The sequence below is a fragment of the Variovorax sp. AC194 genome (assembly GCF_979257995.1).
This window is the reverse complement of sequence record NZ_OZ409823.1, coordinates 4791883-4818169: the sequence shown is the minus strand read 5'-3', so window position 1 is coordinate 4818169 and position 26287 is coordinate 4791883. Positions and strand designations below refer to the sequence as shown.

Sequence of the window (26287 nt, the reverse complement as noted above, 5' to 3'; positions counted from 1 at the left end):
CATCGTCATGAAGGTCCAGATCCGTTATTTCGCCTCGGTGCGCGAGGCGCTCTCCACGAGCAACGAAAGCGTCGACACCCGCGCCGAAACGCTCGCCGCATTGCGCGACGAACTCATCGCGCGCGGCGGGGCGCACGCCACCGCGCTCGCCCGCGGCAGGGCGGTGCGCATGGCGCTCGACCAGGTCATGAGCGACGAAGCCGCAGCCCTGCACGAAGGCTGCGAGGTCGCGTTCTTCCCGCCGGTTACGGGCGGCTGAGCCGCGCGTCCAGCGCCACGAGGCGCTCGCGCAGGTCGTCGGAGGCGCGCGTCATCGGCGAGCGCAACTCGTCGCGCATCGCACCGCCCTGCGCCAGCAGCGCCTTCAATGGACCCGGGTTGGACTCGGCGAACAGCATCTCGATCAGCGGCTGCAGCGGCTGCCATTCGGCGCGCGCTTCGGCCACGCGGTTGTCGGCCAGGAGGCGCAGCACCTGCACGAAGCGCTTCGTCTGCACATGCCCGCTCGCCGCGATGGCGCCCACGCCGCCTTCTGCCACGGTGGAGAAGATCTGGTGGTCTTCGCCCGACAGCACCTGCAGCCGGCCATCGGCGATCAGCGCGCGCGTCTTGGCCATGTCGCCACCGCAGTCCTTGATGCCCTGGATGCGCGGGTGCGCGGCCAGCGCCAGCAGCGTCTCGCGCGAAAGGGTGGCACCGGTGCGGTAGGGGATGTCGTAGATCAGCACCGGCACCGCGCTCGCATCGGCGATCGCGCGGAACCATTCGAGCAGGCCGGCCTGCGACGGGCGGATGTAGTGCGGGGCGGGCACCAGCAGGCCTGCGAGCGGGCGTTCCGAAAGCTGGCGCACCCAAGCCGTCGTCTTGCCCAGGTGGTAGCCCGAGAGGCCCATGACGACGGGCAGGCCGCTGGCGGCCGCCAGCACCGTGTCGAGCGATGCGAGTTGCTCCGCCTCGTCGAGCGCTGCGGCTTCGCCGGTCGAGCCGCAGACCACGAAGCCGGCCACGCCGTCGGCGGCAAGGCGCCGGGTCAGTGCGGAGAGCGCGGCATGATCGACCGCACCGTCGCGAAATGGCGTGACGAGCGGAATCCAGAGGCCCGAAAAATCACGGGTAGGGGAGGCGGGTTGTTGTTGTGGCACGCAGGTTTCCTTTCAGGAATCAACCGATGGAAAGAACCACCGTCCGATGCGCGCACAACCATGCAGGGGTCAAAGCCTTTGGGCAGGTTCCGTCGCTCATCCGACGACGGAACCGCAGCTCCGGTCAGACGAGCTTTGGTTTTTTGGCTTTGCTGCCCTGGCGCGCGCAACGGCTCTCGGGGTGCGTAAGCACCGTGGAGAGCGTGGCGAGGCAAGGCATGGACGCAGTCTATCCCGATGCCACAATCCGGACATGAGCGTTGCGCGTGTTTCGATCCAGACGGGTGATTTCGACTTGAGCCACGAGCTCGCCACGTTGCGCGCGGGCGACAAGCGCGTGGGCGCGGTCTGCAGCTTCATCGGCACCGTGAGGGATCGCAACGACGGCAGCACCGTCGCGTCGATGGAGCTGGAGCACTACCCCGGCATGACCGAGAAGGCCATCGAAGCCATGATCGACGAGGCCCACAAGCGCTTCGACATTCTCGGTGCGCGCGTGATCCACCGCGTGGGCCTCCTGCAGCCGCTCGACCAGATCATGATGGTGGCGGTGGTCTCGGCCCACCGCGGCCAGAGCTTCGAGGCCTGCGAGTTCCTGATGGATTACTTGAAGACCCAGGCCCCGTTCTGGAAAAAAGAACAGACGCCCGAAGGCGCCCGCTGGGTCGATGCCCGCGTCGCCGACGACGCGGCGCTGGCGCGCTGGGGCATCAGCGCCACGAACGCTTAAAGGGGCTTGAACCCGCTGGCCTGGATGATCCGTTCCCACGTCTGCGTGTAGGTGCGCACGCGACCCGCGAACTGCCCCTGCGGCTCGTAGCCGACCGTGAGGCCCATCGTCGTGAGCTTCTGCTTCACATCAGGCATCGCCAGCACCTTCTGCAGCGCATCGCCGTACCTGTCGATGATCGGCTGCGGCGTGCCCACCGGCGCGAAGATGCCGTAGTAGGGCAGGTCTTCCAGGTTCGAAAAGCCCAGCTCCGTGAAGGTCGGCACGTTCGGAATCACCGCCTGGCGCTTGGCGCCGATGGAGGCCACGATGCGCACCTTGCCCGCCTTGTGGTTCTCGATGAAGTCCGGCACCGAGGCGATGCCCGCGGTGATCTGGTTGCCCAGCATGTCGGCCGTCATCGGCGCGCTGCCGCGGTAGGGCGCGGGCTGGACGTCGATCTTGTACTTGTCCGAGATCATCTTCACGAGGAATTCGGGAATCGACGCGGGCGCCGGGATGCCGATGGTCTCCTTGCCGCCCCTGGCGGTGCGGACCCACTTCACGTACTCGTCGATGCTCTTGGCCGGCGTGCCGCCCGAGACGGCCAGCACATTGGCGAAGGTGGCGAAGCCGGCCACGGGCACGAAGTCGGTGGCGGGGTTGAAGCCCGGGTTCTTCACCACCTGCGGCAGGATCGAGATGGTGTGGTCGTGCGAGAGGAAGAGCGTGTGGCCGTCGGCGGGCGACGATTTCAGCACCGTCGCGGCGATCTGCCCGCCCGCGCCGGCGCGGTTCTCCACCACCACCGGCACGCCCAGCACGTCCTTGAGCTTTTCGCCCAGGGTGCGCGCGATGGCATCGGTGCCCGCGCCGGCGGGAAAGCCGACCAGGATGCGGATCGGCGTGCCGCTCTGGGCCTGCGCCAGCCCGGCCATGCCCATGGCGGCGGCAAAAAGACCCACGCTGAGCGCGCGACGCACCGGCTGTGCGCGCTGCATTGAAAAACCCATGATCGACTCCATTCGAGAGAGAGAAATGCCTACGGCAAAAAGATGCGGTGCACCGTGCAATACCCGTGCCCGCGGCGCGAACCCGATTCACAACCTTGAATCGTGCCCGAACGGCCCTATTTTGGATGCAGGAATACCACCATGCGACAAGACAAACTCACCACCAAATTTCAGGAAGCGCTGAGCGACGCGCAGACGCTGGCGCTCGGCAACGACAACGCCTACATCGAGCCCGCCCACCTGCTGGTCGCGATGCTGCGCCAGGACGACGGCCCGCGCGCCCTCCTGGAGCGTGCCGGCGTCAATGTGCCGGGTCTCGTGCAGGCGGCCGAAGCCGCCATCAAGAAGCTGCCCCAGGTGCAGGGCCACGACATCGTGCAGGTCGGCCCGGAGCTGGGCAAGCTGCTGCAGGCCACCGAGAAGGAAGCCCTCAAGCGCAATGACCAGTTCATCGCCGGCGAGCTCTTCCTGCTGGCCGTGGCGGACAGCAAGTCCGACACCGGCAAGATCGCGAAAGAAAATGGCTTGAGCCGCAAGTCGCTCGAATCGGCCATCGACGCCGTGCGCGGCGGGCAGGGCGTGAACAGCGCCGACGCCGAAGGCCAGCGCGAGGCGCTCAAGAAATACACCATGGACCTGACCGAGCGCGCGCGCCTGGGCAAGCTCGACCCGGTCATCGGCCGCGACGAGGAAATCCGCCGTGCGATCCAGGTGCTGCAACGCCGCACCAAGAACAACCCCGTGCTCATCGGCGAACCCGGCGTCGGCAAGACCGCCATCGTCGAAGGCCTCGCGCAGCGCATCGTCGCGGGCGAGGTGCCCGATTCGCTCAAGGGCAAGCGGGTGCTGTCGCTCGACATGGCTTCGCTCCTGGCCGGCGCGAAGTTCCGCGGCGAATTCGAGGAGCGCCTGAAGACCGTGCTCAACGAACTCGCGAAGGACGAAGGCCAGACCATCGTCTTCATCGACGAACTCCACACCATGGTCGGCGCCGGCAAGGCCGAGGGCGCGATGGACGCGGGCAACATGCTCAAGCCCGCGCTCGCGCGCGGCGAACTGCACTGCGTGGGCGCGACCACGCTGGACGAATACCGCAAGTACATCGAGAAGGATGCCGCGCTGGAGCGCCGCTTCCAGAAGATCATCGTGGGCGAGCCCAGCGTCGAGGCCACCATCGCGATCCTGCGCGGCCTGCAGGAAAAATACGAAGTGCATCACGGCGTGCAGATCACCGACCCGGCCATCGTGGCCGCGGCCGAGCTCTCCGACCGCTACATCACCGACCGCTTCCTGCCCGACAAGGCCATCGACCTGATCGACGAGGCCGCGGCCAAGATCAAGATCGAGATGGACTCCAAGCCCGAGGTGATGGACCGCCTCGACCGCCGCCTCATCCAGCTGCAGATCGAGCGCGAAGCCGTGCGCCGCGAGAAGGACGAGGCCTCGCAGAAGCGCTTCAACCTCATCGAGGACGAGATCGCCAAGCTGCAGAAGGAAATCGCCGACTACGACGAGATCTGGCAGGCCGAGAAGGCCCAGGCCCAGGGCAGCGCGCACATCCGTGAAGAAATCGAGAAGCTCAAGATCGAGATCAAGGAGTGGGAGCGCAAGGGCGACTTCAACAAGCTTGCCGAGCTGCAATACGGCCAGCTGCCCGCGCTCGAAAAGCGACTGAAGGAGGCCGAGGCCAGCGAGGCGAGCAAGGGCAAGTCCAGCGCGCCCACGCTCTTGCGCACGCAGGTCGGCGCCGAAGAAATCGCCGAGGTCGTGGCGCGCGCCACCGGCATCCCGGTCGCCAAGCTCATGCAGGGCGAGCGCGACAAGCTGCTCGTGATGGAAGACAAGCTGCACGAGCGCGTGGTCGGCCAGAACGAGGCCATCGGTGCGGTCGCCAATGCGATCCGCCGCTCGCGCTCGGGCCTGTCCGATCCGAACCGCCCCACGGGCTCGTTCCTGTTCCTCGGCCCCACGGGCGTGGGGAAGACCGAGCTGTGCAAGGCGCTCGCGGGCTTCCTCTTCGACAGCGAAGACCACCTCATCCGCATCGACATGAGCGAGTTCATGGAGAAGCATTCGGTCGCGCGCCTGATCGGCGCGCCGCCGGGCTACGTGGGCTACGAAGAGGGCGGCTACCTCACCGAGGCCGTGCGCCGCAAGCCCTACAGCGTGGTGCTGCTCGACGAAGTGGAGAAGGCGCACCCCGACGTCTTCAACGTGCTGCTGCAGGTGCTCGACGATGGGCGCCTGACCGATGGCCAGGGCCGCACCGTGGACTTCAAGAACACGGTAATCGTGATGACGAGCAACATCGGCTCGCCGATCATCCAGGCCATGGTGGGCAAGCCTTCCGAAGAGATCAAGGAAGCGGTGTGGGACGAGCTGAAGAACTACTTCCGCCCCGAGTTCCTGAACCGCATCGACGAGACGGTGGTGTTCCACGCGCTCGACGCGAAGAACATCGAATCGATCGCCGCGATCCAGCTGAAGGTGCTCAAGGCGCGCCTGGCGAAGATGGACCTGGGCCTGGAGGTGTCGCCCGCGGCGCTGGCCGAAATCGCCAAGGTCGGCTTCGACCCGGTGTTCGGCGCGCGGCCGTTGAAGCGTGCGATCCAGCAGCGCATCGAGAACCCGCTCTCGCGGCTGCTGCTCGATGGCAGCTTCGGGCCGAAGGACACGATCGAGGTCAACACCGACCCGATCCAGTCGCCGGGCCAGTTCTCGTTCACCAAGGGCGGGGAACCAACGGTGGCGGCTTCGGCCTAAAGTCGGATGATGAACTTCATTCTTCGCGTCATTCTTCTGCTCCTGGGGCTGGTGTTCGCGGCCAGCCTGGCCGTCGCGGTCATGCTGCTGGCGGCCGTGTGGGGCGTGCGCTACGCCTGGGGGCGCCTCACGGGCAAGCCCGTGACGCCCTGGATGGCGTCGATGGGCGGGCGCTTCAACCCGCGCTCGGGCTTCGACCGGTTTCGCAATGCGGCAAATCCGGCCGAGCCGACGGCCGCCGACGTCACCAACGCGCGGGCGCGCGGCGAATCGGTGGTGCGCGCCGAGCGCATCCGCGGCAATGCCAGCGACGTGACCGACGTCGCGCCGAAATCGGTCTCGCGCGGCTGACCTCGACCCTGGCCCTTCGCCGTCGCCGCACGCGTTTGAAGGCACACTCGCCTTCATGCTCCGCCCACCGCTCCTGATCGATCCCGACGAAGTCGAGATCAGCGCCATCCGGGCGCAGGGCGCGGGTGGGCAGAACGTCAACAAGGTCTCCAGCGCGATCCACCTGCGCTACGACATCCCCGCAAGCTCATTGCCCGCCGACGTGAAGGAGCGGTTGCTCGCGTTGCGCGACAGCCGCATCACGCAGGAGGGCGTCTTCGTGCTCAAGGCGCAGCAGCACCGCACGCAGGAGATGAACCGCGCCGACGCGCTCGCGCGGCTGCAGGCGGTGGTCGACACCGTCGCCACGCCGCCGCGCGTGCGGCGCGCCACCAAGCCGACCTATGGGTCCAAGCAGCGCCGGCTCGAGGGCAAGAGCCAGCGCGCGCAGATCAAGAACTTGCGCGGACCGGTGCGGGACTGACCGGGCTGCCGCCGCGCAGCCGCCTGATCTGCAGCGCCACGCCCACGATGTACAGCACGAACAGCACGCCGGTGATCGCCTTCAGCGCGGGCGCCTCGGCATCCGCCAGCAGCGGCGCGCCCAGCGGAAGCCGCGTCAGCGTCTCGGTGAACGCCGGTATCCAGTGGAAGAGAAAACTGGCCGAATAGGCGATGGCCTCGATGTAGCGCGAGTTCTTCCCGAGGCCGCCCCGCCCGGCCAGCGCGCCCGCGCCGAGCGCGACCAGCGTCACGATGCCCAGCACATGCGGCTTGCCGAAGCCGCCGTGCTGGAAGATGCCGAAGCCCGTCAGGCAGGTGAGCACCGTGGTCCAGACGAAGACCTGGCCCCATCCGGTGCGCAGGGTGATTTCCTTGTAGCGCAGCAGGGCGACGATCCCCGCGAAGACGGCGATCAGGCTGATCGCGGTGTGAATGATCCCGAGGGACGTGAGTCCCAGCCATCCGGTCGCTGCCATGCGGCGCTCCTCGTTGTTCGTGGTGCGGCATTCTGGCGCGTGCTCATCCATTTGTGTGAGTTGCGACGATTTGAGTGCCAAAGGCCCTGCTTTACGGGAATGAAACATGTCCCAAGCAAAATCGTGGTCATGAGAAGGTTCATCTCGCGCATCCTGCTGCCCGCATTTCTCCTGGTTCCGGCCGCTGCGCTGCTGGCCGGCTGCGGTCCCGAGGCCAGCGCCACGAGCGCGAGCGCGGCCGCGGCCCCCGAACTCAAGTGGGACGAACTCATCCCCAAGAGCTGGGACCCCACCAAGCGCTACCGCAACATCAGCCTGGAGGCCCTGCGCGACAACGACCCGCGCGCGATCCAGATGCTCGACGAGATGCGCGCCGTCTGGGACAACGCCCCGGTCAACGTGGCGCTCGACGGCACCGCGGCCAAGCTCTCGGGCTTCGTCGTGCCGCTGGACAGCACCCAGGACGGCATCCGCGAATTCCTTCTCGTGCCGTACTTCGGCGCCTGCATCCACACCCCGCCGCCCCCCGCCAACCAGATCGTGCACGTGATCGCCGCAGAGACCTTCAAGGGCCTGCACGCGATGGACACCGTCAAGGTCAGCGGCATCCTGAAGGCGGCGCGCTATGCCTCTGTGGACATGGGCGTGAGCGGGTACGAGATCAAGTCGGCGGCGGTGGAGCGCTTCGTGCCGAAGCAGCCGAACTGAGCCACCGCGACCGTTCAAGTCATGCGCTGCGTCAGGAAATCCAGGAACGAAGTGATCCGCGCCGACAGCTGCGTGTTGCGGTAGTACACCGCGTTCACCGGCTGGCGCACGTCCACCGTTTCCTTCGCCAGCACCTGCACCAGCGCGCCGCTCGCGCGGTCGGCGGCGGTCATGAAATCGGCCAGGCACACGATGCCCGCGCCGGCCAGCGCGAGCTGGCGCAGCGTCTCGCCGCTCGATGCGGCGAGCGTGGGCGCGATGGGCCATTCGTCGCCGTGGATGCCGTTCTCCGCGCGCAGCGGCCAGCGGTTGAGCGACTCGGGCTGCGTGAAGCCCAGGAGCGCGTGACTGGTCAGCTCGGCGGCGGTGCGCGGCTTGCCGTGCGCCTCCAGGTACGCCGGGCTCGCGAGCACGCGCAGGCGGTGCGTGCCGAGAGGCCGCGCGTGCAGCGTGGAGTCGCGCAGCGGGCCGATGCGGATCGCGATGTCGGTGCGCCGCTCCAGGAGGTCGATGGGCAGGTCGTCGGTGTCCAGCTCCAGGCTGATCTGCGGGTAGAGCCTGCGGAACTCGGGCACCAGCGGCACGATGGCGTGCAGCATGAAGGGCGAGGCCGCGTTCACGCGCAGACGGCCGGCCGGTTGCTCCCGGCGCGCGGCCATCTGCTCTTCGGCGTCGTCGATGGCATCGAGGATCGCGCGGGTGCGCTGCAAAAAGGCCGCGCCTTCCTCGGTGATTTCCAGGCGCCGCGTGGTGCGGCGCATGAGCGTGGTATCGAGCTTCTGCTCCAGGCGGCTGAGCGCGCGGCTGATGCCAGAGACCGTGTGCCCGAGCTGCTCGGCCGCGGCGGTGATCGAGCCGGTGTCCACCACCGTGCGGAACGCGACGAGTTCTTCGATGGTGGTTTTCATGGCGCCGCTGCTCGCGCCTTCAGCCGGCGGTTTCGGCCTCTGTGGGCACGTCGATGCGCGGCATCAGCGCCGCGAGCGCCTCGCCGTCGGTGCGGTAGCTGAAAAGCATCGGCCCCGGCGCGAGGAGGCCCGCGCGCTCGAGCACCTGCATGGCCGGCAGCTTCATGCCGCTCAGGTGCAGGCGCACGCCCCTGGATTCCATCATCCGGCGGATCGAGCCGAACACCTCGGCGCCGGTGATGTCGATGCGGTTGATGGGCTGCGCGAAGAGGCACACGTCGGTGAGCTCGGGGCGCTCGGCCAGCGCGACAGTGAGCGCGCGTTCCAGCGTGGAGGCCGAGGCGAAGTCGAGCTCCGCGTCCATGCGCAGCGCATAGAGCTGCGGCGCGAGCGGCGGCAGCTTCCAGAGGTTGCGGTCGCGCAGGCTCCCGTCGGGGTGCAGGCCCACCTCGATGATGCGCGGATGCAGGTGGCGGTACATGTAGTGCGCCATGCTCGCGAGCAGGCCGCCCAGCACGCCCCAGTAGATGCTCGGCGCGGTGGCGATGGTCAGCACGAAGGTGCCGAAGGCGATGCCCGCCTCGATGCGCGAGATGCGCCAGAGCGCCGTGAAGCTCGCGGGCTTCACCAGCCCGAGGATGGCCGTGACCACCACCGCCGCCAGCACCGCCTGCGGCACGTGATAGAGCAGCGGCATCAGCCACAACAGCGCGCCGGCCACCACCACCACGCTGAAGAGCGTGGCCCACCCGGTCTGCGCGCCCGCATACAGCGTGATGGCCGAGCGCGAGAACGAAGAGCTGGTCGGGAACGCGCCCGTGAAGCCGGAGGCCAGCTTGGCCAGGCCCTGGCCGATGAGGTCCTGGTTTTCGTTCCACAGCGTGCCGGCGCGCGCGTTGTCGACCTTGGCGCTGGAGGCGGTCTCCAGGAAGCTCACCAGCGTGATCATCAACGCGGGCAGCACCAGTGCGCTGAACGTGCCCAGGGGGAGCAGGCCGGGCCAGTAGAAGGAGGGCAGTCCCGAGGGGAGGCTGCCGACCACGGCGCCGCCGCGCAGCGCGTAGTCGATGCCCCAGCTGATGGCCGCGGCGCCGGCCACCAGTGCCATGGTGGTCGGAAAGCGCGGCACGAACCGCTTGCCCAGCCACAGCACCGCGATGCTGCCGAGGCCGAATGCGATGGCCACGAGGTCGGGCAGCGGCCCGCCCTGCAGCACCTGCGGAATCGTGCGCCCGGTGAAGCCCAGCAGCGAGGGCAACTGCGAGATCGCGATCAGCACCGCCGCGCCCTGCGTGAAGCCGATCAGCACCGGCGAATTCACCAGCCGCAGCAGCCAGCCGAAGCGCCCCGCGCCCAGCACGATCTGGATCGCACCGGACATCAGCGTGAGCCACACCGCCATCGCCACCCACTCGGCGCTGCCGGCCACCGCGAGCGGCGCGAGCGAGGCGCCGACCAGGAGGCTGGTGAGCGCCGTCGGCCCGACCGACAGCCGCTGCGACGAGCTGAACATCACCGCGATCAGCGCCGGGAACAGCGCCGCGTACACGCCGGTCACGAGCGGCATGCCCGCGAGCGCCGCATACGCCACGCCTTGCGGAATGACCATCAGCGCGACGGTGATGCCGGCCATCGCCTCGCTGCGCAGCAGCGCCCCGGAAGGGCGGGGCCATGCAAGACAGGGAACCCAGCGCGCGAGGCGCTGGCGCAGGGACGAGGGGGAGGCAGCTGGGGTCATGGGGTCGTTACGCGCGCACGGGGGAGAAACAGGCAAGCACATGCGCGGTGCGCCGCGCGGAGGCCATGCGGGGGCGCTGTCAGGTCAGATCAGCGAGGTGGCGTTCTTGAGCACGTAGTCGCAGGCCTTTTCCTTCACCTTCGACGACAGGATCTTCATGTTGAGCGTCTTGCCGTCGCCGCCCTTCAACAAACCTTTCGCGCCGCTTTCGAAGTTTTTCTCCTGCTGCTTCTGGCCGGTGATCTTGGCCAGGAGCTTGTCTTTCACCGAAGCGGCATCGCCGCCGAGGTAGTTGTTCTTCACGCAGTACTGCAGCACGCCGGCGGCGCTGCCGATGGTGCTGGAGCCGATCGAGGGCATCTTGAAGCCGAGGTTGCCGCTCTGCGAACTGGCGGCCGCGCCGGCCTTTTCCTTCAGTTGGTCGAGCAGGTCGTTGGCCTGTGCCGAGGCGCCTGCGGCGAGCAGGGCGAGGGCGATGAGTGTGGAGCGGGCATGCATGATGGTCTCCTTGGGAACGCATGAGGGGAGAAGCGTCCGCCAGCATACCGGAGAGTCCCCGGCGTTTCCGGGGGCATGCCCCCGAGGGCCCCCGGAGTTCGCCCTAGTTCTTGCGCGGCGCGCGCTTTTCCAGCAGCGGTGCGCTCGTGCCCTGCACGCCCACGAGGCCCAGCACGGTGACCAGCGAGTTCTGCGCACCCTTCCAGCCGTCGGTCACGTCGATCCACTCCGACAGCGCATGAAAGCCCCCTGTCTTGCCGCCCGCGCCGACGATGATGGCCGGGATGCCCAGCGACATCGGCACGTTGGCATCGGTGCTCGCGCCCGTCAGCAGGGTCTTGTGGCCGAAGGCGCTGTTCGCGCGCGTGGCCGCCTCCACGATCACCGTGTCCGACTGCGTGCGGCCGCCCGGCCGGTCGCCGATCAGCTTGCGGCTCGCGCTCAGCGTGGTCACGTTCCAGCGCTTGTTCTCTTCCTCGACGGCTTCGTCGATGGCCGCGAGGATCTTCTTCTCGGTCTCCAGCAGCGGCGCCATTTCGTCGGAGCGGATGTCGATGGCCATGCGCGCGTCCGGCGCGATGGTGTTGACCGAGGTGCCGCCACCGACGGTGCCGACGGTGAACGTGGTCTTCGGGAAAGTCGGGGTACGCACTTCGGCGATCTTCGCGATCGCGCGGCCCATGCCGTGGATGGCGCTGGGCACCTGGCCGAACGCGCCGAAGCTGTGGCCGCCCGGCCCCTTGAAGGTGACCTCGTAGCGGTGGCTGCCCGTGCCCAGCATCAGCACCGTGCCATCGGGCGCCGGCTCCAGGCCCACCATGCCGTCGATGTCCAGGTGGTCGCGAAAGATCGCCTTGATGCCGCGCAGGTTGCCCAGCTCTTCTTCGCCGACGTTGCCGACGATCAGGAGGTCGCCCACGGTCTGGATCTTGTTGTCGTTGAGCACCTTGATCCACGACAGCAGCACCGAGAGGCCGCGCGTGTCGTCGGAGATGCCGGGCGCGTAGAGCTTGCCGTCGCGCTCCTTCACCTTCACGTCGGTGCCGGCGGGGAACACCGTATCGAGGTGCGCGGAGATCAGCAACTTGGGGCCGTTGCCCGTGCCTTTGCGCAGACCCACGACGTTGCCTTCGGCGTCGATCTTCGCGTCGGCCAGGCCCAACGCCTTCATGCGTGCGAGGAAGGCTTCGGCGCGTTTCTGTTCCTTGAACGGAGGCGCTTCGATCTCGGTGAGCATCTTCAAATCTTCGACCGAGCGCTCGTGATCGGCCTTGACCGCATCGAGCAGTTTCTGGACTGCGGGCGCCGCCATCAGCTGCGTGTAGGCCTTGTCGATCTCGGGCCGCACCTGCGCGGGCGTGGCCGCGACGGCGGCGTTCTGGGCCTGGGCGAGCCCGGCGGCGCAGGCCAGGGCGATGACGATCGGGGCAAGGCGGAATGACGCGGAGCGAGGCATGGCGGTGGGTTGTCCTTGAAGGTGAAGACGCGGCGAAAGGGCGCACGAAAGGGCGCAGCCGGCGCGGCGCCGTCAGCAATTCTTGGGGGCAAGTGAGCCGGCCGCTCTGGTTTAATCTTTGGCCTTGTCAGTTTTTCTTACGAACCCCGCCATGCGCCGCCACATTCCGAGCACCCGAGCGCTGCTGATCTTCGATGCGGTCGCGCGCCACCATGGCGTCGGCAAGGCGGCCGAGGAGCTGTGCCTCACGCACAGCGCCGTGAGCCAGCAGCTGCGGCTTCTCGAGTCGCAGATCGGCGTGCGGCTCGTGCAGCGCACCGCGCGCGGCACCGAGCTCACCGATGCCGGGCGCCGCTACCACGGCCAGATCGCGGGCGACCTCATGCGGCTGCAGAACCACACGCTCGAAGCGATGGCGCAGCGCGTCGATGGCCTGCGCCTCATCGTCGGCGCGGTGCCCGTGCTGGCCGAGGGCTGGCTCACGCCGCTGCTGCCGCAGTTCATCGCGCGCAACCCGGGCTGCAGCCTGCACCTGCAGGTGTTTCCGACCGACCTCTACATGGCCGACATGCCGTTCGATGTGGGCGTGCAGTACGACGATGCGGTGTGGCCCGGCGCCGATGCGCGGCCGCTGATGGGCGAGTTCTGCGTGGCGGTGTGCGCCCCGCGCGCGAAGGGCCGGACCGCGATGGCGCGCGGCGACTTTCGCGCCGCGCCGCTGCTGCAGTTGCGCACGCGCATGGGTGCGTGGGAAGAGTGGTTCGCGCAGACGCCGCACGCGCAGCCGCCCGAGAACCTCGTGGCGGGGCATCGCTTCGATCTGTTCTCGTCGCTGGTCGCGGCGGTGCGCGCCGATCTCGGCGTGGGGCTGGTGCCGGCGTACTACGTCGAGCGCGAGCTGCGTTCAGGCGAGCTGCGGCTCGCGTGCGCGCACCGGGCGCCATCGAGCCGCGGCTACAGCGTGTTCATGGCGCCGAACCGCACGGCCGATCCGCTGGCGGAGGCTTTCGTCGAGTGGCTGTGCGACGCGGGCGCCGCGTCGCAACAGCGGGGCGCGGCTTAGTCGGCGCGGCGGAAAAGCAGCACCGAGTTCGTGCCGCCGAAGGCGAAGGAATTGCTCATCGCCGCCTGGAGCGCCGGTGCGGCGCTGTCGTCCTGCGCGACGAGGTTCATCTGGCAGGCCGGATCGATCTCGCGGCAGTTCGCGTTGGGCGGCAGCTGCCGGCGCTGCAGTGCGAGCACCGTGATCAGCGCCTCGATGGCGCCCGCCGCGCCGAGCATGTGGCCGTGCAGCGCCTTGGTGGAGCTCACGCGGAGCTTGTCGAAATCGTCGCCCCACACCTCGGCCAGCGCATTGCGCTCGACCACGTCGCCGATGCGCGTGGCCGTGCCGTGCGCGTTGCAGTAGCCCACGTCGCGCGGCTGCAGGCCGGCCTGCCGCAGCGCCTGGCGCAAGGCGCGCGCCTGGCCGGGTGCGTCGGGCTTGGTGAGATGGGTGGCATCGCTGGAGAGGCCCCAGCCGGCCAGCGTGGCATGGCTGCGCGCGCCGCGGCGGCGCGCGCGCTCGGCCGATTCGAGCACCAGGAAGGCCGCGCCTTCGCCGAGCGCGAAACCGCTGCGGTCGCTCGCGAACGGCCGCACCGCGCCGGCCGCTTCGCCGGGCTGGAAGGTGGCCAGCGTCTGCATCGCCTGCCAGGCCAGCACCACGCCGGGCACGATCAGCGCTTCGCTGCCGCCGGCAATGGCGATGTCCACTTCGCCGCGCTCGATCGCCTTGGCCGCTTCGGCGATGGCGACCGACGACGAGGCGCAGGCCACGGAATAGGTGAGCACCGGGCCGAGCACGCCGTTGCGCATCGCCACGTGGGCCGCGGGCGCGTTGGGCATGAAGGCCGGAATGGTGAGGGGCGACACGCGCCCGTTGCCGCGGTAGGCCGCCTCCAGCGCGGCCGCGCCGCCCATGCCGCAGCCGGCATACACGCCGACGCGTTCGAGGTCGGCATCGGCCAGCGGCTGGTTCGCATCGCGCAGCGCGAGGTCGGCCGCGGCCACCGCGAGCTGGCTCACGCGGTCGACGCCGGCCAGCTGCAGCTTGGTGAACCAGCGCGTCTCGTCGAATGCCACGGTGGCCGCGGCGGCCGGCTTGGGCAGTTCGGGAAAGACGGGCTGGATGGCCGATCGGGCCTGCAGCAGCGCCTCGAACAGCGCGCCGGGCTCGTCGCCGTGGGGCGCCATGACGCCCAGCCCGGTGACGGCAACCTCGTGGCGGTTCACGCGACCTTCGCGGCCCGGACCTTGTCCACCAGCAGCGCGAGCTCGGCCAGGGTGTCGATGCTCGCGTCCTCGTCGGGCATGGTGATGCCGAAGTGGTCTTCGATGGCAAAGAGGAATTCGGCCAGCGCCAGCGAATCGAGACCGCCGGTTTCGCGCATGGAGGCGTTGGGGTCGAGCTTGGACGGTTCGATGCCGTACTTCTCGTGAATCAGGTCCTGCAATTCCTTCAGCGAACTCATCGTGCGATGCCTGTCGTCTTGTGCCGCCGTTGATCGACGGCAACCCTTTCGGGGTGTGCCATGGGGTCGATCCCTTCCTCGCTCGGCCTGTGTTGGTCAGTGATGGCCAATGATATCCGCTCCGACCGGAGGGGAATCCCCTCGCAAACGCTTGCCCGGCCGCCAGCGCAGCGAGGGGATCGCGAACGCCATGCCCAGCAGCGCGCCGGCCACCACGTCCAGCACCACGTGCTGCTTCACGGCCAGCGTCGAATAGGCGATGGCCAGGAACCAGGCCCCGTTGACGATGCGCAACACCAGGGGCGCGCCCGCCTGCCGCAGCAGGTGCTCGACCCAGAGGGCCGTGAAGATGGCCACGGCCACGTGCATCGACGGGCAGGCGTTGCCCGCCGCGTCCACGCCCTGCAGCATCGCGAAGCCAGGATAGCCCGAGGCGTCGATGGGCAGCGGCGGTATCTGCGTCGGCCAGAAATAGAAGAGCGCCAGCCCTGTGAGGCACAGCCCGCAGATCCACAACCCGTAGACCACCAGCTCGCGGAAGGTGAGCTGCAGCCCGGGCGCGATGCCCACGTAGACCCAGAGCGAGAGGTACGCGCCCAGCGTGTAGGGCTGGAACGGAATCAGGTGGTCCAGTGCCGTGAGCGGCATCACCGCGACCGGATAGGCGGGGTTGCGCAGCAGGTGGAAGTAGCCGATGAAGAACAGCCAGGTGAAGACCGTGGTCCCGACCGCCTTCAGCAGGAAATGGCGGCGAATGCGCAGGCCGATGTCGGCGGTCCAGGTCTGCGGTCGGGGAGGCGATGCCATGGGCTGGTCGATGGAAGGTCCGTGGTTTTTCGGGCCCGCCGATCTTGCCAGAGCGTCGTGAAGGCCCCGCGCGTTCAATGGTTCAAGTGGCGGTTGAAGTGGCGGCTCGGGTGGCGATTCGGGCGGCGGTTCATGCAGGCACGGCCGAGCGCTTCTTGTGCTGGAACGAGGTCGGCGAGCGCCCCGTCGCCGCCTTGAACATCGCGCAGAACGCGCTGTCGGTGGCATAGCCGCTGGCGGCGGCCACCTGGCTCACCGCCATGCCGCGCGCGAGCAGCGGCAGCGCATGCGCCATCACCGCCTGCTGGCGCCACTGCTGCCAGCTCATGCCCAGCTGGTCCCGAAAAAGCCGCGCCACCGTGCGCTCGCTCGCGCCGATGGTGGCCGCGCGCTCGGCCAGCGTGGAGCGGTCGGCGGGGTTGCGCAGCAGCGCCTCGCACAGCTGGCGCAGCCGCTTGTCGGTGGGCAGCGGCACGTCGATGCGGATCTGCGTGGCGCGCTCGATCTCGTCCACGAGCAGCGGCGCGATCATGCGCTCGCGCTGCGGCGCCTGCGGATCGGTGGGCGGCAGGCCGTCGGGCGTGGTGTCCAGGGCGAGCATCAGCGCGCGCATCAGCGGGCTGATCTCCAGCACCTCGCATTTCTCCCACGCGGGCGCGAGCCAGGCGTGCAGGTAGATGGTGCGCAGCTCGGCGTCCTCGATGAGCATGATGCTGTGCGGCATGTTCGCCGGCACCCAGAGCGCGCGCGAGGGCGGCACGATGTAGCTGCCGTCCTCGGTGCTCAGGCGGATCACGCCGCGCGTGGAGAACGTGAGCTGCGGCCACGGATGCTGGTGCAGCTCGACGAAGGTGTCCGCGCTCAGGAAGTGCTCCTTGGCGCGCAGCGGGCGCACCGCATCGGGCGCGTACAGGTGCGGCGTGAGCGAGGCGACGCTGGTGACCGGCGAGGGGTGGAAAACGGTGGAGGAGGCGCGTGGCATGGTTTCGACAAATGTTGTCGCCGTATCGCCATTCTGCCGCGCCCCGGGGGCATAGCATCGGAGCCTGCCCCGGTTTTTTGTAGCAATCCATGTCCTCCCACGCGACCACCCCACCTTCCACGTCCCCCGCGCACTCCTTGGGTTCCGACGCGAAACTCATCGGCCTCGTCGGTCTGGCCCACGCGATCAGCCACTTCAGCCAGCTCATCCTGGCGCCCCTGTTCCCCTGGCTCAAGGACGCGTTCAACGTGAGCTACACCGAGCTGGGCGCGGTGCTCACGGTGTTCTTCGTGGTCTCGTGCATCGTGCAGGCGGCCTCGGGCTTCATCGTCGACAAGCTGGGCCCGCGGCCGGTGCTGTTCGTGGGCCTCGGCGCGCTCGGCCTCGCCGCCTTCGGCTACGCGATGGCGCAGAGCTACTGGATGCTCCTCGCGTGCGCCGTGGTCGGCGGCATCGGCAACGGCGTGTTCCACCCGGTCGACTACACGCTCTTCAACCGCAAGGTCGCGCCCACGCGCCTGGGCCACGCCTACAGCGTGCACGGCATCACAGGCAGCCTCGGCTGGGCGCTCGCGCCGGCCTTCGTGGTGCCGATCGCCATCGCGTTCTCGTGGCGCGTGGCGCTGGCTTCGGCCGGCGTGCTGGCCATCGTCGTGCTGCTGGTGCTCTGGATCTACCGCAGCGTGCTGTCGCTCGACGTGGCGGCCGTGCACAAGGCCACGGGGCAGGGCGAGCCCGCGCCGATCGGCGGCGAGTTCGACTTCCTGCGCATTCCGGCCGTGTGGATGTGCTTCGGTTTCTTCTTCTTCTACGCCGCGGTGATCAGCGTGGTGCAGACCTTCGCGCCGGTCGCCGCGGGCCATCTGCACGCGGTGCCCGTGGCGCTGGTGGCGGTGTGCCTTACGGTCTACATGGTCGCGAGCGCGGCCGGCATGGTGGTGGGCGGCTTCCTGGCCTCCGACCCGTCGCGCTGCGAGCGCATTGTGGGCGCGGGCTTCGGCATCGCGGCCGCGCTGGCGCTGGTGCTGGCCTTCGCGCAGTTCCCGCCGGTCCTCGTGCCGGTGCTGTTCGGCGCGATGGGTTTCGTCTCGGGCGTGGCCGGGCCGTCGCGCGACCTGCTGGTCAAGCGCTCGACCCCGCCGAACGCCACCGGCCGCGTTTACGGCGTGGTGTACGCGGGCCTCGATATCGGCCAGGCGCTCGCGCCGCTGGTGTTTGGCCGCCTGATGGACCACGGCCAGTACACGAGCGTGATCGTCGGCCTGGCGCTGGTGCAGGGCGTGCTGATCGCGAGCGCGTTCAACGTCACGCGCGTGCGCCGCACGGCGCTGGTGCCGGCCTCGGCCTGATCCCTTCTCTCCAACGCCGTCCGTCGAGGCGGGCGGGCGCGCTGCAGCGGCTCCTATCATCGGCCGCATGCAAGCCTTGTATGTCTATGTGATCGTCGGTGCCGTGCTGGCGGGTTTCGTGCAAGGCCTGTCGGGCTTTGCGTTCGGACTGGTCGCGATGTCGGTCTGGGCCTGGACCCTGGAGCCGCAACTGGCCGCCGTGCTCGCGCTGTTCGGCGCGCTGACGGGGCAGGTGATCGCGGCCGTCACGGTGCGCCGCGCCTTCGACAAATCCCTGCTCTGGCCCTTCGTGCTCGGCGGTCTGGTCGGCGTGCCGTTCGGCGTCTGGCTGCTGCCGCACCTGGACCTCGTGGTCTTCAAGCTGTGCCTGGGCGCGCTGCTGGTGCTGTGGTGCCCGGCGATGCTGATGTCGCAGCACCTGCCCCGAATCACTTTCGGCGGCCGCGCGGCGGACGGCATCGTCGGCGCCATCGGCGGGGCGATGGCGGGCATCGGCGGCTTCTCCGGCACCATCCCGACGCTCTGGTGCACATTGCGCGGCTTCCAGCGCGACACGCAACGCGCGGTGATCCAGAACTTCAATCTCTCGATGCTGATGGTGGCGTTCGCGATCCACCTGTTCAGCGGGAGCGTCGCGATGTCGATGGTGCCGCTGCTGGGGCTCGTGGCGGTGGCTGTCGCAGTGCCGGTGTTGCTGGGAGCGCGGCTTTATATCGGGATCAGCGAGGTGGCGTTTCGCAAGCTCGTGTTGGGGTTGTTGACGTTGTCGGGGGTGGCGATGTTGGGGGCGGCGGTGCCGGCGTTGCTGCGGTGAGGTTGAGATCGGGTTTCCGCTGCAATTTTTCGAGCTGTGAATTGATCCGTTCCGGCTCAGTTCAAAGATATTCACCCAAGAGGATCGACGGAATTAAGCGCGAATTTCATGGAGAACGCGTAATAGGTGGAAGAAGAACGCAAAACGCGGCTTCGATGTCCTGTTGCTTCGGCATTTTGCCGTTTATCGACAGAATGAAAGTCTCCATATTCTGTTGACCGGTCGTTAATCGCATCATTCGCGGATGGGGCGAATTTGCATAAACGATGATTCCATCGAAGCCATCATATGCATCATCGTCTTTGTAATTTTTCAAGGCAAGATCGAGGGTGAGCTTTTGCTTGCGCTTTTTATTCAAGAAAACGTCTTTTATCAAAACGTCGTTGATTTGCGGTGGACGCTTTTTCATATACAGCAGGGAAGTGCCTGGAAACCAGCTGCCGTGACACCGCGTCGATCTTTTATCAATGAAGTTTTCAACGATTCGATCGACCTTTTTTCCTTCGACGGATGAATCCAGATTCACCCAAACAACGTTCGGGCCACTGACTGATCCAGCAAATGTCGAGGCGCTGAAAAATGAAATAAAAATATATAGGAGGTATTTGCTCGCGTCGCTATTGAATGCGAAAAGAAAATCGAAAACGAAAAAATCAGCGCAGCGAAATTGGTGCATTTTTCTTCGGCTTCTCGTTTTTTATTCCCATGCACTTGTTCAACTCGTCCGCATTCATTTCTTCAAGTCCGGGATCTGCCAGATCCTTTTTCGCCTGCTCATAATAGGCAGTGGGGATGAAGAACTTCAATTTATCAGAACTTCCTTCGTGCCTGATGACTTTTCCGGATTTGTCTTTTTCTGAATATGCTCGATAAATAGATGTACCGAATGGGGAGAAGTTAATTCTCTGGTTCTGGTTGCCGCCAAGCAAAATCAGATCCTCTGATCCACTCTTTGCATAGACGAATCCAACATGGTGGCCATGATTGGATTTTGATGTGACCATCGCAATGGCGCCATAGATGGGTTTGTCCAATTCGACAAATAACGGATTTCTGACCGTAGGAGTCGATGTTTCCGATTTTTCCTTCGGGCCGCTGACTTCGTAAAAACCATGCGCACGGGTTTTTGCAACTTTGTGACCAGGGTATCCCATATTTTCAATTGGATATTTTGCCTGCAGAAGACACCAATTGACGAACGCGGCACACCACGCGTTATTCGTTCCATACAGCGATTTCATGCCGTCGTCGATCTCGACGTGATAGTTGATCTTGTCTTGCAGAGTGAGTTCGACCTCCCCGCCCCTGAGCTTGGCCTCAGCGATAGCGATAGGCATCCACGGGGCCCGGCCAGGCAGGAGATTGATCAGCGCCAGGACTTTTCCCGTTCCTTCCTTGGATCGCTCCGAATCCGATGATTGCGTGCTCGAGGGAATTGGAGGCACGGGCACGGTGACGACCCGTTGCCGTTTTTTCCGGGATGCCATCGATATTTCCGACGAAGTGCTTTTGGGCAGCTCAATTGCCTTGACCGCTGGCGCATTGCTGGCTTTTTCTTTTTTCTCACCATGGATCAGCAATACTTCGCCGGGATAGATGTTGTCGTTGCTCAAGCCATTGTTATTTTTTATAAGAGCAACACTGGTGTGATATAGCTTTGCGATCTTTCCCAAGCTATCTCCTGGTTGAACCACATAGTTTGTCGAACTTGTTTGCCCCGGCGTAGAACTATTCATTTTCTCCGAGCCGGCAATCCCTTTCCATTTTCTGAATTTCGCCAGCAAATTGAAATCCTTGCCACTTTCTCCTTGAATTGTCGCGATTCGTTCAGACTTTTTAGTTTTCGGATTCATTACCTTGATCTGCACGGCTGTTCTATCCGCAGGATGAATCACTGGCGGAAAACGCCCGGTCGCATCGGATTTGATCTTCTCTTCTTTGCTCCCGGTTTGCAGAATGATTTCTGTATCGGGCAGGGGTTGGCTGCCATTGGTGGCTTTGATGGTGCTTACCACCGCCCACGTTTCCTTGCGGGTTTCCGGGTTCGCGTGATATCCCTCGATTTCCGAAATGCTGTCAATGATCTTTTCAATTTCGGCATCACTGCACTCATTGATTTTTTTATCGGCCGGCACGCCGCTTGTTCTGAGCAGATCGGCGATATATTTTTCTGTATCGTTCTCGCGGCTTGGCGCGTAGCTCGGGATGGCCCCGGGAATGGTTTTTTCCCCGTGTCTGCGTTTCAAATTGGCTTTCAATTCCGCACGTCCCGCGTCTTCATCCGGGAAAATAAGAAATATTCTTCCCGATCGGGTGCTGGCAAAGCCAATATAGCCTTTGGCTTTCTTCGGAGCAGGTGCTCCATCCACCAGCAGGGCCGTCAAATCTCCTGGGTTATTGATTCGCCATGGCAGTGTTCCTCCGTGCCGGAGCAGATGCCGCCCGTCGTCGCAGATGAATTCCGCGACTTCGATGTTGGGATGGTAGGTGGCAGATATCAGTTTTGGCATTTTCTATTTCGCAGTCAAATCAGCCCGTCAAGATAGTTTTTCACCGAGGACTCCGAAAGAAAGTGATTCGCTCCGAATCCACTCGCCGATGGGGCGTATTTCGAGTTCTCGATGACCGCCGAGCTGTCGTCCGGCGCTTCGTCCCCGATGTCTTCGAATCCTGTTGCGAGGGCATCTGGGGAGCGATGGGCTTCCCGGGTGGTCGGCACCGAATGCCAGGCCCAGGCCTCCTCGCCCACGATCAGCGTCGCTTCATCGGGCGTCTCGAACGTGATTCTTGGAAGTCGTCCGCTTGCCGGTATGACGCCCTCGGCCTTGACGGCCTGCCGCTCGTCCAGAATCCTGTAGGGCTGCCCGGCCATTCCCGTGTGCTTGAAGACGTCGTCGCTGCCGAGCGGCGCGAAGCGCACGCTGTATTTGTCGTCGTGGCTCACGCCCTTCATCCGGAGCAGCTTGTCCATGTTCATCGGCCCGACCAGCGAATGTGAGGCCGCATGCTCGCGCCACACACCGTTGGTCCCATGCTCGATCCCCGCTGCATTCCATCGCGTGTAGCTGCTCCCGCCGTTGACGACGATCTCTTCCTTGGCGGTGATGCTGATCCGGTTGGCCTCCAGCTTGATGTCGAGCTTGGCCATGAGGTTGATGCTGTCCTGCAGCGCGACGATGTCGATCCCCGCGGTCGCAGCCGTCAGGCGAATGGCCTTGTAGGCGAACATGCGCACGGCTTCCTTGACGCTGACCAGGAAGCTCTTGCCCGCGCTGATGCTGGCGTGCCCGCCGCTGCTGAGCGCGTTGTGCGCGATGCTCGCGATGTGCGTGGAGGCGGCGGCGGTGCTGTGAATGCCCGCCGCGCTGGCGATCACCAGGTGCGGTTCCTCGAGTTCCGGAAATCCGCCGGTTTGCCCGGCGCCGCGCTTGCCCTTGATGGCATCGTTCTGCGCCTTGAGGTCGCTCGTGACGGCATCCTGGTCGCCCGCTTCATGCGCCTTCGCCTCCTGCGCGGTCTGGCTCAGCCGTTCATGCAAATCGCGCGCGGCTGTCAGCCGCGCGACGGTCTCTCCCAGGTCGGTGATGTGCGCCTGCGCATTGGGCCGGCCCTCGGTGGTGACCAGCAAACCCTTGGCCGCGCGGACAGCGCCATGCCCGTCGGTGCGCAACTCCACGCCCTGGCCGCGGTCGTCCTTACGGCCCGCCGTGTCCTCGATGCGTCCGATGTGCCCGAGGCTCAAGCTGCTGCTCAGGTGGTCGCTCTTGAGCTGCGCCTGGATCTTGCCGGGGTGGTCGTCCAGTTCGAGATGGTTGCCGCGCGCCCCGAGCCCGCTGCCATCCGCGCTCAGCTCCCTGCTGCGAAAGCCCGACAGATTCCTCTGCCCGGGCAGTTGCCGCGGCGGCATGTTCAGCCGGTTGTAGACGCGGCCGGTGACGATCGGCCGGTCGGGGTCGCCGCTCTCGAAGTCGACGATCACCTCCTGGCCGATGCGCGGCACCTGCATGCCGCCGAACTGCGAGCCAGCCCACGGCGAGGCCACGCGAATCCAGCAGGAGGCGTTCTCGTCCTTCGTGCAGTACCGGTTCCAGTGGAAGCTGACCTTGATGCGGCCATATTCGTCGGTCCAGATTTCCTGATTGGCAGGGCCCGTGACGATCGCCGTCTGCGGTCCGGTGGTGCGGGGCTTGGGTTGGGTCTGCGGCGAGCGAAAGATCTTGCTGGCGGGCTGGACCTCGAAGTCGGTGTGGCACGCGTAGTCTTCCTCGCCACTGGCCTGGCCACTCGCTTGACCGCTCTCGTGCAGCCGCAGCGTGCTGGCGATGACGAGGTATTCGAGGTTCGCCGCGTCCTGCGGGTAGTTGACCAGCGAGAAGGTGCAGCCCGTCACCACCGCGCGCAGGTTGCCGCTGCCCCGGCCGCGGCTGCCGGGTGCGCCGACGGCTTCCATGCGGGTGCGCGCCAGGTCGCGGCCTTCGTCGGGGTCGCTGTAGTCGCCCGGCCACTGGTACATCTCCTGCGTGTTGTGGCCGGTGTTGCGCGGCATGCTGGCCGTCTGCCGGAGCCTGGCGCGGGGCTTCGTGAAGTCGAAATCGTCGGTGACCCATCGGCCCGACTCCAGGTTCTCGATGCTCTGGAAATGGCTGCAGTGCTCCTCGTCGATCCTGTGGCCCGGCGGGTAGTAGCTGATGGCGTGGTACGCCTGGCTCTCGAACTTGCGGTGGGCCCCCGCGTCGTCCACCAGCACCAGCCGGTGAGCGCCGTCCTTGTGCTCGAAGAAGTAGTAGATGCCGAACTCCTGCATCAGCCGCGTGATGAATTCGAAGTCGGTCTCGCCGTACTGGACCTGGAACACGCGCTGGGGGTAGCGGTGGGTGACGCGCTTTTCCGTCGGAAAGCTGTAGTCGGCGAGCACCTCTTCGATGATCTCCAGCGGGGTCCTGTTCTGGAAGATCCGGTGGTCGCTGGTGCGGGTCGCAAGGATCAGCCAGGGCCGCAGCACGATCTCGTAGAGGCCCCGGCGGTTCTCGTGCTGCACGAAGCGCGCGCTGGTGACCAGGCCGTTGATCTCGCGGGTGCCGGCGCCCGTGCGCGCCGTGGGGCCGAAGCCCTTGCCGTCGAGTTCGATGCGGATGCCGAACTCCTTGCCCACGAGCTGCTTGACCGGCACGTTGGCCGTGACGTACCCGGTGAGCATCGGGCTGTCGGGGGTCTGCAGGCGGACGGTGTATTCGAAGAGTTCGCCCAGCGCCTCGGTGCCCTCGAGCGACTTGAATTCCAGTGCGGGGCTGCCCAGCAGGCTGGGCATGTCGGGGCTGTCGACGCGGACGGTGCGCGAGGCGCTGAAGAGGGAAGAAAAAGACACGCGATGGACCTTGAGGAATGACCTTCCAAAAAGTCTGAGGCCTGCGTGCCCAGCACCATTGCAAACAATGGTCGCACGGCGCCCTTGGCCGGACAAAGCCGGCAAGAGTGCGAAGTAGTTTGCAGATCAGGGCGAGGGGCGCCGCCGCCCCGTCAGGCTATCGCGGCAACGCCAGCGCGAACGGCAGGCTCGCCACCCCCAGCACGGTCGACAGCGTCACCAGCCCCGCCACATACGGCCCGTTGTAGCCCATGCGCGCCGCGAGCACATAGGCGCTCGAGGCCGTCGGCACCGCCGAGAACGCCATCAGCACCGACGCCTGCACGCCGTCCAGGCGCAGCGCGCGCGCCAGCCCCCATGCAACCAGCGGAAGGATCAGGTGCCGTATCGCCAGCACCGATGCCGCCAGCACCTTGCCTCGCCCGAGCGTCGCGAACTGCATGCCCGCGCCCGCGGCCAGGAGGCCCAGCGCGAGCGAGGCGGCGCCGATGCGCGTGAGCGTGGGCGTGAGCCAGTTCGGCACCGTGAGGCCGAGCACGTTCGCCAGCAGCCCGGCCACCGTGGCCACGATCAGCGGGTTGCGCACCAGCTGCCGCACGAAGCCGGTCTGCGCATGGCGCGTCATCGGCCACACGGCCGCGATGTTGAACATCGGCACGCACACGCCGATCAGCACCGCGATGAGCAGGAGGCCCTCGGGCCCCGCGAGCCGGTCGGCCAGCGCGAGACAGATGAAGGAGTTGAAGCGGAACGCGACCTGCGCGCTCGCGGCATGGTCGCGCCGGTCGATGTGCGGGCCGATGCCCGGCACATAGGGCAGGGCGTAGGCCAGCGCGATGCCGCACAGGCCGATGCCCACGCCCGCGGTCAGCAGGCTGGAGGTGGCACCGAAATCGAGCGGGCTGCGCACGATCGAATGGAACAGCAGCACCGGAAAGAGAAAGTAGTAGACCAGGCTCTCGACCTGGTCCCACACGCGGCGGTCGAGCGCGGTGTAGCGGCACAGGAGCCAGCCGATGGCGATGAGGGAGAAGTCGGGGAAGAGCAGCTGCGCGTAGTTCACCGTTTCGAGCATAAACCGCACGGACCATGGGTAATCCAGAGCATGGGGCGGCGGCCGGAGCCGCTAGCATCCGGGCTTCGCTTTTTTTCGACATCCGCCGGGCGGAGTCCATCCAATCAAGGAGTTATTCGATGCAACGTCGTCAATGGAGCGCCCTGATGGGGGCAGTCGCGCTGGCCGCAGTCGCGGGCCAGAGCTTTGCACAGGGCTATCCCACCAAGCCGGTCGAACTGAGCGTGCCGTTCGCTCCGGGCGGCACGACGGACATCGTGGCGCGCGTGATCTCCGATCCGCTGGGCAAGATCCTGGGCCAGCCGGTGGTGGTGATCAACCGCGCCGGTGGCGGTGGCATCGTCGGCGCGGCCGAAACCGCACGCGCCACGCCCGACGGCTACAAGCTCGGTGTGGCCACCGTATCGAGCACGGCGGCCAACCCGGCCATCAACCCGAAGACGCCGTACGACCCGATCAACGACTTCACGCCGATCACCAACATCGCGGCCACGCCGAACATCATCGCGGTGAACCCGAGCTTCCCGGCCAAGAACTACGCCGAGTTCGTCGCCGAGCTGAAGAAGAACCCCGGCAAGTACTCGTACGCCTCGTCGGGCACGGGCGGCATCGGCCACCTCCTGATGGAGCTCTACAAGAGCCTGACCAACACCTTCGTCACGCACATCCCCTACCGCGGCGCGGGCCCGGCCCTGAACGACGTGGTGGCCGGCCAGGTGCCGATCATGTTCGACAACATCCCCTCGGCCATGCCCTTCATCACCAGCGGCCGGCTGATCCCGATCGTGGTGTCGGCGCCCCAGCGCCTGGCGGCGCTGCCCAACGTGCCGACGTTCAAGGAAGTGGGCCTGGAGCCGGTCAACCGCATGGCCTACTACGGCATCCTCGGCCCCAAGGGCCTGCCCAAGGACGTGGTCGACAAGGTCGCGGCCGGCGTGAAGAAGGCGGTGGAAGATCCGGCCGTCAAGAAGCGCATCGAAGACACCGGCTCGCTGATCGTGGCCAACACGCCCGAGCAGTTCGCAGCGCAGATCAAGGCCGAGTACGAGGTCTACAAGCAGGTCGTGAAGAAGCAGAACCTGAAGCTGGACTGATCCGCCTCCATCCCCCGAAAGCCGCCCGCACCCCGGGCGGCTT

Annotated in this window: 25 protein-coding genes; 10 read left to right on the top strand and 15 right to left on the bottom strand. The window is 66.4% G+C overall.

All coding sequences use genetic code 11. The features are described 5' to 3' along the window. The first annotated feature begins 7 nt into the window (after positions 1–7). Positions 8–259 (top strand): molybdopterin converting factor subunit 1, encoded by a 252-nt coding sequence (gene moaD / locus ACZYRS_RS22900; RefSeq protein ID WP_463421100.1) that lies wholly within the window; start codon positions 8–10, stop codon positions 257–259. Here moaD and dapA read toward each other — a convergent pair. Then, positions 246–1142 (bottom strand): 4-hydroxy-tetrahydrodipicolinate synthase, encoded by an 897-nt coding sequence (gene dapA, locus ACZYRS_RS22895; RefSeq protein WP_463421099.1) that lies wholly within the window; start codon positions 1140–1142, stop codon positions 246–248. The two genes, moaD and dapA, sit on opposite strands and share 14 nt — an antisense overlap. Before the next feature lie 253 nt (positions 1143–1395). Here dapA and ACZYRS_RS22890 point away from each other — a divergent pair, with 253 nt between their 5' ends. Then, positions 1396–1872, top strand: coding sequence for a molybdenum cofactor biosynthesis protein MoaE (locus ACZYRS_RS22890; RefSeq protein ID WP_463421098.1), 477 nt, complete (start codon positions 1396–1398; stop codon positions 1870–1872). On the opposite strand, the gene ACZYRS_RS22885 is transcribed toward ACZYRS_RS22890, so the two are convergent. Then, positions 1869–2864, bottom strand: a complete 996-nt coding sequence (locus ACZYRS_RS22885; RefSeq protein WP_463421097.1) for a Bug family tripartite tricarboxylate transporter substrate binding protein — start codon at positions 2862–2864, stop codon at positions 1869–1871. The genes ACZYRS_RS22890 and ACZYRS_RS22885 overlap by 4 nt on opposite strands. A 141-nt stretch (positions 2865–3005) precedes the next feature. On the opposite strand from ACZYRS_RS22885, the gene clpB reads away from it, so the two are divergent. Genes clpB through arfB form a run of 3 tightly spaced genes read left to right on the top strand, consistent with a single transcriptional unit; the run spans position 3006 to position 6441 of the window. Next, positions 3006–5627, top strand: coding sequence for an ATP-dependent chaperone ClpB (gene clpB, locus ACZYRS_RS22880; protein WP_463421096.1), 2622 nt, complete (start codon positions 3006–3008; stop codon positions 5625–5627). Positions 5628–5636: 9 nt separating this feature from the next. Further along, complete coding sequence (locus tag ACZYRS_RS22875) at positions 5637–5978, top strand: hypothetical protein (RefSeq protein WP_233101946.1); 342 nt, start codon at positions 5637–5639, stop codon at positions 5976–5978. Positions 5979–6033: 55 nt separating this feature from the next. Next, positions 6034–6441, top strand: coding sequence for an alternative ribosome rescue aminoacyl-tRNA hydrolase ArfB (arfB, locus tag ACZYRS_RS22870; RefSeq protein WP_463421095.1), 408 nt, complete (start codon positions 6034–6036; stop codon positions 6439–6441). On the opposite strand, the gene ACZYRS_RS22865 is transcribed toward arfB, so the two are convergent. Further along, the gene (locus ACZYRS_RS22865) at positions 6410–6937 is read right to left on the bottom strand and encodes a hypothetical protein (RefSeq protein ID WP_463421094.1); all 528 of its coding nucleotides are present in this window, start codon (positions 6935–6937) and stop codon (positions 6410–6412) included. The two genes, arfB and ACZYRS_RS22865, sit on opposite strands and share 32 nt — an antisense overlap. A gap of 129 nt (positions 6938–7066) precedes the next feature. On the opposite strand from ACZYRS_RS22865, the gene ACZYRS_RS22860 reads away from it, so the two are divergent. Then, positions 7067–7645, top strand: coding sequence for a DUF3299 domain-containing protein (locus ACZYRS_RS22860; RefSeq protein WP_463421093.1), 579 nt, complete (start codon positions 7067–7069; stop codon positions 7643–7645). A 14-nt stretch (positions 7646–7659) separates the two neighbouring features. Here ACZYRS_RS22860 and ACZYRS_RS22855 read toward each other — a convergent pair whose 3' ends face one another. From ACZYRS_RS22855 to ACZYRS_RS22840, 4 genes are all read right to left on the bottom strand, one after another. Next, a complete protein-coding gene (locus ACZYRS_RS22855; protein WP_463421092.1) occupies positions 7660–8553 on the bottom strand; it encodes a LysR substrate-binding domain-containing protein in 894 nt (297 codons plus the stop codon). Positions 8554–8572: 19 nt separating this feature from the next. Further along, complete coding sequence (locus ACZYRS_RS22850; RefSeq protein ID WP_463421091.1) at positions 8573–10291, bottom strand: SulP family inorganic anion transporter; 1719 nt, start codon at positions 10289–10291, stop codon at positions 8573–8575. An 84-nt stretch (positions 10292–10375) separates the two neighbouring features. Further along, positions 10376–10789: a DUF2501 domain-containing protein gene (locus ACZYRS_RS22845; protein WP_198787717.1), complete on the bottom strand. Its 414-nt coding sequence runs from the start codon at positions 10787–10789 to the stop codon at positions 10376–10378. A 103-nt stretch (positions 10790–10892) separates the two neighbouring features. After that, complete coding sequence (locus ACZYRS_RS22840) at positions 10893–12245, bottom strand: M20/M25/M40 family metallo-hydrolase (RefSeq protein ID WP_463421090.1); 1353 nt, start codon at positions 12243–12245, stop codon at positions 10893–10895. Positions 12246–12396: 151 nt separating this feature from the next. On the opposite strand from ACZYRS_RS22840, the gene ACZYRS_RS22835 reads away from it, so the two are divergent. After that, on the top strand, positions 12397–13308 hold the full coding sequence (locus ACZYRS_RS22835) for a LysR substrate-binding domain-containing protein (protein ID WP_463421089.1): 912 nt from the start codon (positions 12397–12399) through the stop codon (positions 13306–13308). Here the strand turns inward: ACZYRS_RS22835 and ACZYRS_RS22830 are convergent. The 4 genes from ACZYRS_RS22830 to ACZYRS_RS22815 form a co-directional block, all read right to left on the bottom strand. Then, positions 13305–14519 (bottom strand): beta-ketoacyl-[acyl-carrier-protein] synthase family protein, encoded by a 1215-nt coding sequence (locus ACZYRS_RS22830; protein WP_463421088.1) that lies wholly within the window; start codon positions 14517–14519, stop codon positions 13305–13307. The two genes, ACZYRS_RS22835 and ACZYRS_RS22830, sit on opposite strands and share 4 nt — an antisense overlap. Then, positions 14516–14758, bottom strand: a complete 243-nt coding sequence (locus ACZYRS_RS22825; RefSeq protein ID WP_198787721.1) for an acyl carrier protein — start codon at positions 14756–14758, stop codon at positions 14516–14518. The genes ACZYRS_RS22830 and ACZYRS_RS22825 overlap by 4 nt, the downstream gene beginning before the upstream one ends. A gap of 96 nt (positions 14759–14854) precedes the next feature. Next, complete coding sequence (locus ACZYRS_RS22820) at positions 14855–15565, bottom strand: phosphatase PAP2 family protein (RefSeq protein WP_463421087.1); 711 nt, start codon at positions 15563–15565, stop codon at positions 14855–14857. Between the two features lie 130 nt (positions 15566–15695). Beyond that, on the bottom strand, positions 15696–16547 hold the full coding sequence (locus tag ACZYRS_RS22815) for an AraC family transcriptional regulator (protein ID WP_198787723.1): 852 nt from the start codon (positions 16545–16547) through the stop codon (positions 15696–15698). A gap of 89 nt (positions 16548–16636) precedes the next feature. Here ACZYRS_RS22815 and ACZYRS_RS22810 point away from each other — a divergent pair, with 89 nt between their 5' ends. Both ACZYRS_RS22810 and ACZYRS_RS22805 read left to right on the top strand, forming a co-directional pair. Further along, the gene (locus tag ACZYRS_RS22810; protein ID WP_463421086.1) at positions 16637–17896 is read left to right on the top strand and encodes an MFS transporter; all 1260 of its coding nucleotides are present in this window, start codon (positions 16637–16639) and stop codon (positions 17894–17896) included. Positions 17897–17963: 67 nt separating this feature from the next. Continuing rightward, positions 17964–18710 (top strand): sulfite exporter TauE/SafE family protein, encoded by a 747-nt coding sequence (locus ACZYRS_RS22805; RefSeq protein ID WP_463421085.1) that lies wholly within the window; start codon positions 17964–17966, stop codon positions 18708–18710. 106 nt (positions 18711–18816) lie between these two features. Here the strand turns inward: ACZYRS_RS22805 and ACZYRS_RS22800 are convergent, their stop codons facing one another. From ACZYRS_RS22800 to ACZYRS_RS22785, 4 genes are all read right to left on the bottom strand, one after another. Then, complete coding sequence (locus ACZYRS_RS22800) at positions 18817–19386, bottom strand: hypothetical protein (protein WP_463421084.1); 570 nt, start codon at positions 19384–19386, stop codon at positions 18817–18819. Continuing rightward, positions 19364–21220: a LysM peptidoglycan-binding domain-containing protein gene (locus tag ACZYRS_RS22795; RefSeq protein ID WP_463421083.1), complete on the bottom strand. Its 1857-nt coding sequence runs from the start codon at positions 21218–21220 to the stop codon at positions 19364–19366. Before ACZYRS_RS22795 ends, ACZYRS_RS22800 begins: the two co-directional genes overlap by 23 nt. 14 nt (positions 21221–21234) lie before the next feature. Beyond that, positions 21235–24075: a type VI secretion system Vgr family protein gene (locus tag ACZYRS_RS22790; protein WP_463421082.1), complete on the bottom strand. Its 2841-nt coding sequence runs from the start codon at positions 24073–24075 to the stop codon at positions 21235–21237. A gap of 157 nt (positions 24076–24232) precedes the next feature. Further along, entirely contained in the window at positions 24233–25150 is a 918-nt protein-coding gene (locus ACZYRS_RS22785) for an AEC family transporter (protein ID WP_463422524.1), read from the bottom strand. Positions 25151–25269: 119 nt separating this feature from the next. Between ACZYRS_RS22785 and ACZYRS_RS22780 the strand changes: the two genes are divergently transcribed. Beyond that, positions 25270–26244, top strand: coding sequence for a tripartite tricarboxylate transporter substrate binding protein BugE (locus tag ACZYRS_RS22780; RefSeq protein ID WP_198789455.1), 975 nt, complete (start codon positions 25270–25272; stop codon positions 26242–26244). Positions 26245–26287 lie beyond the last annotated feature (43 nt).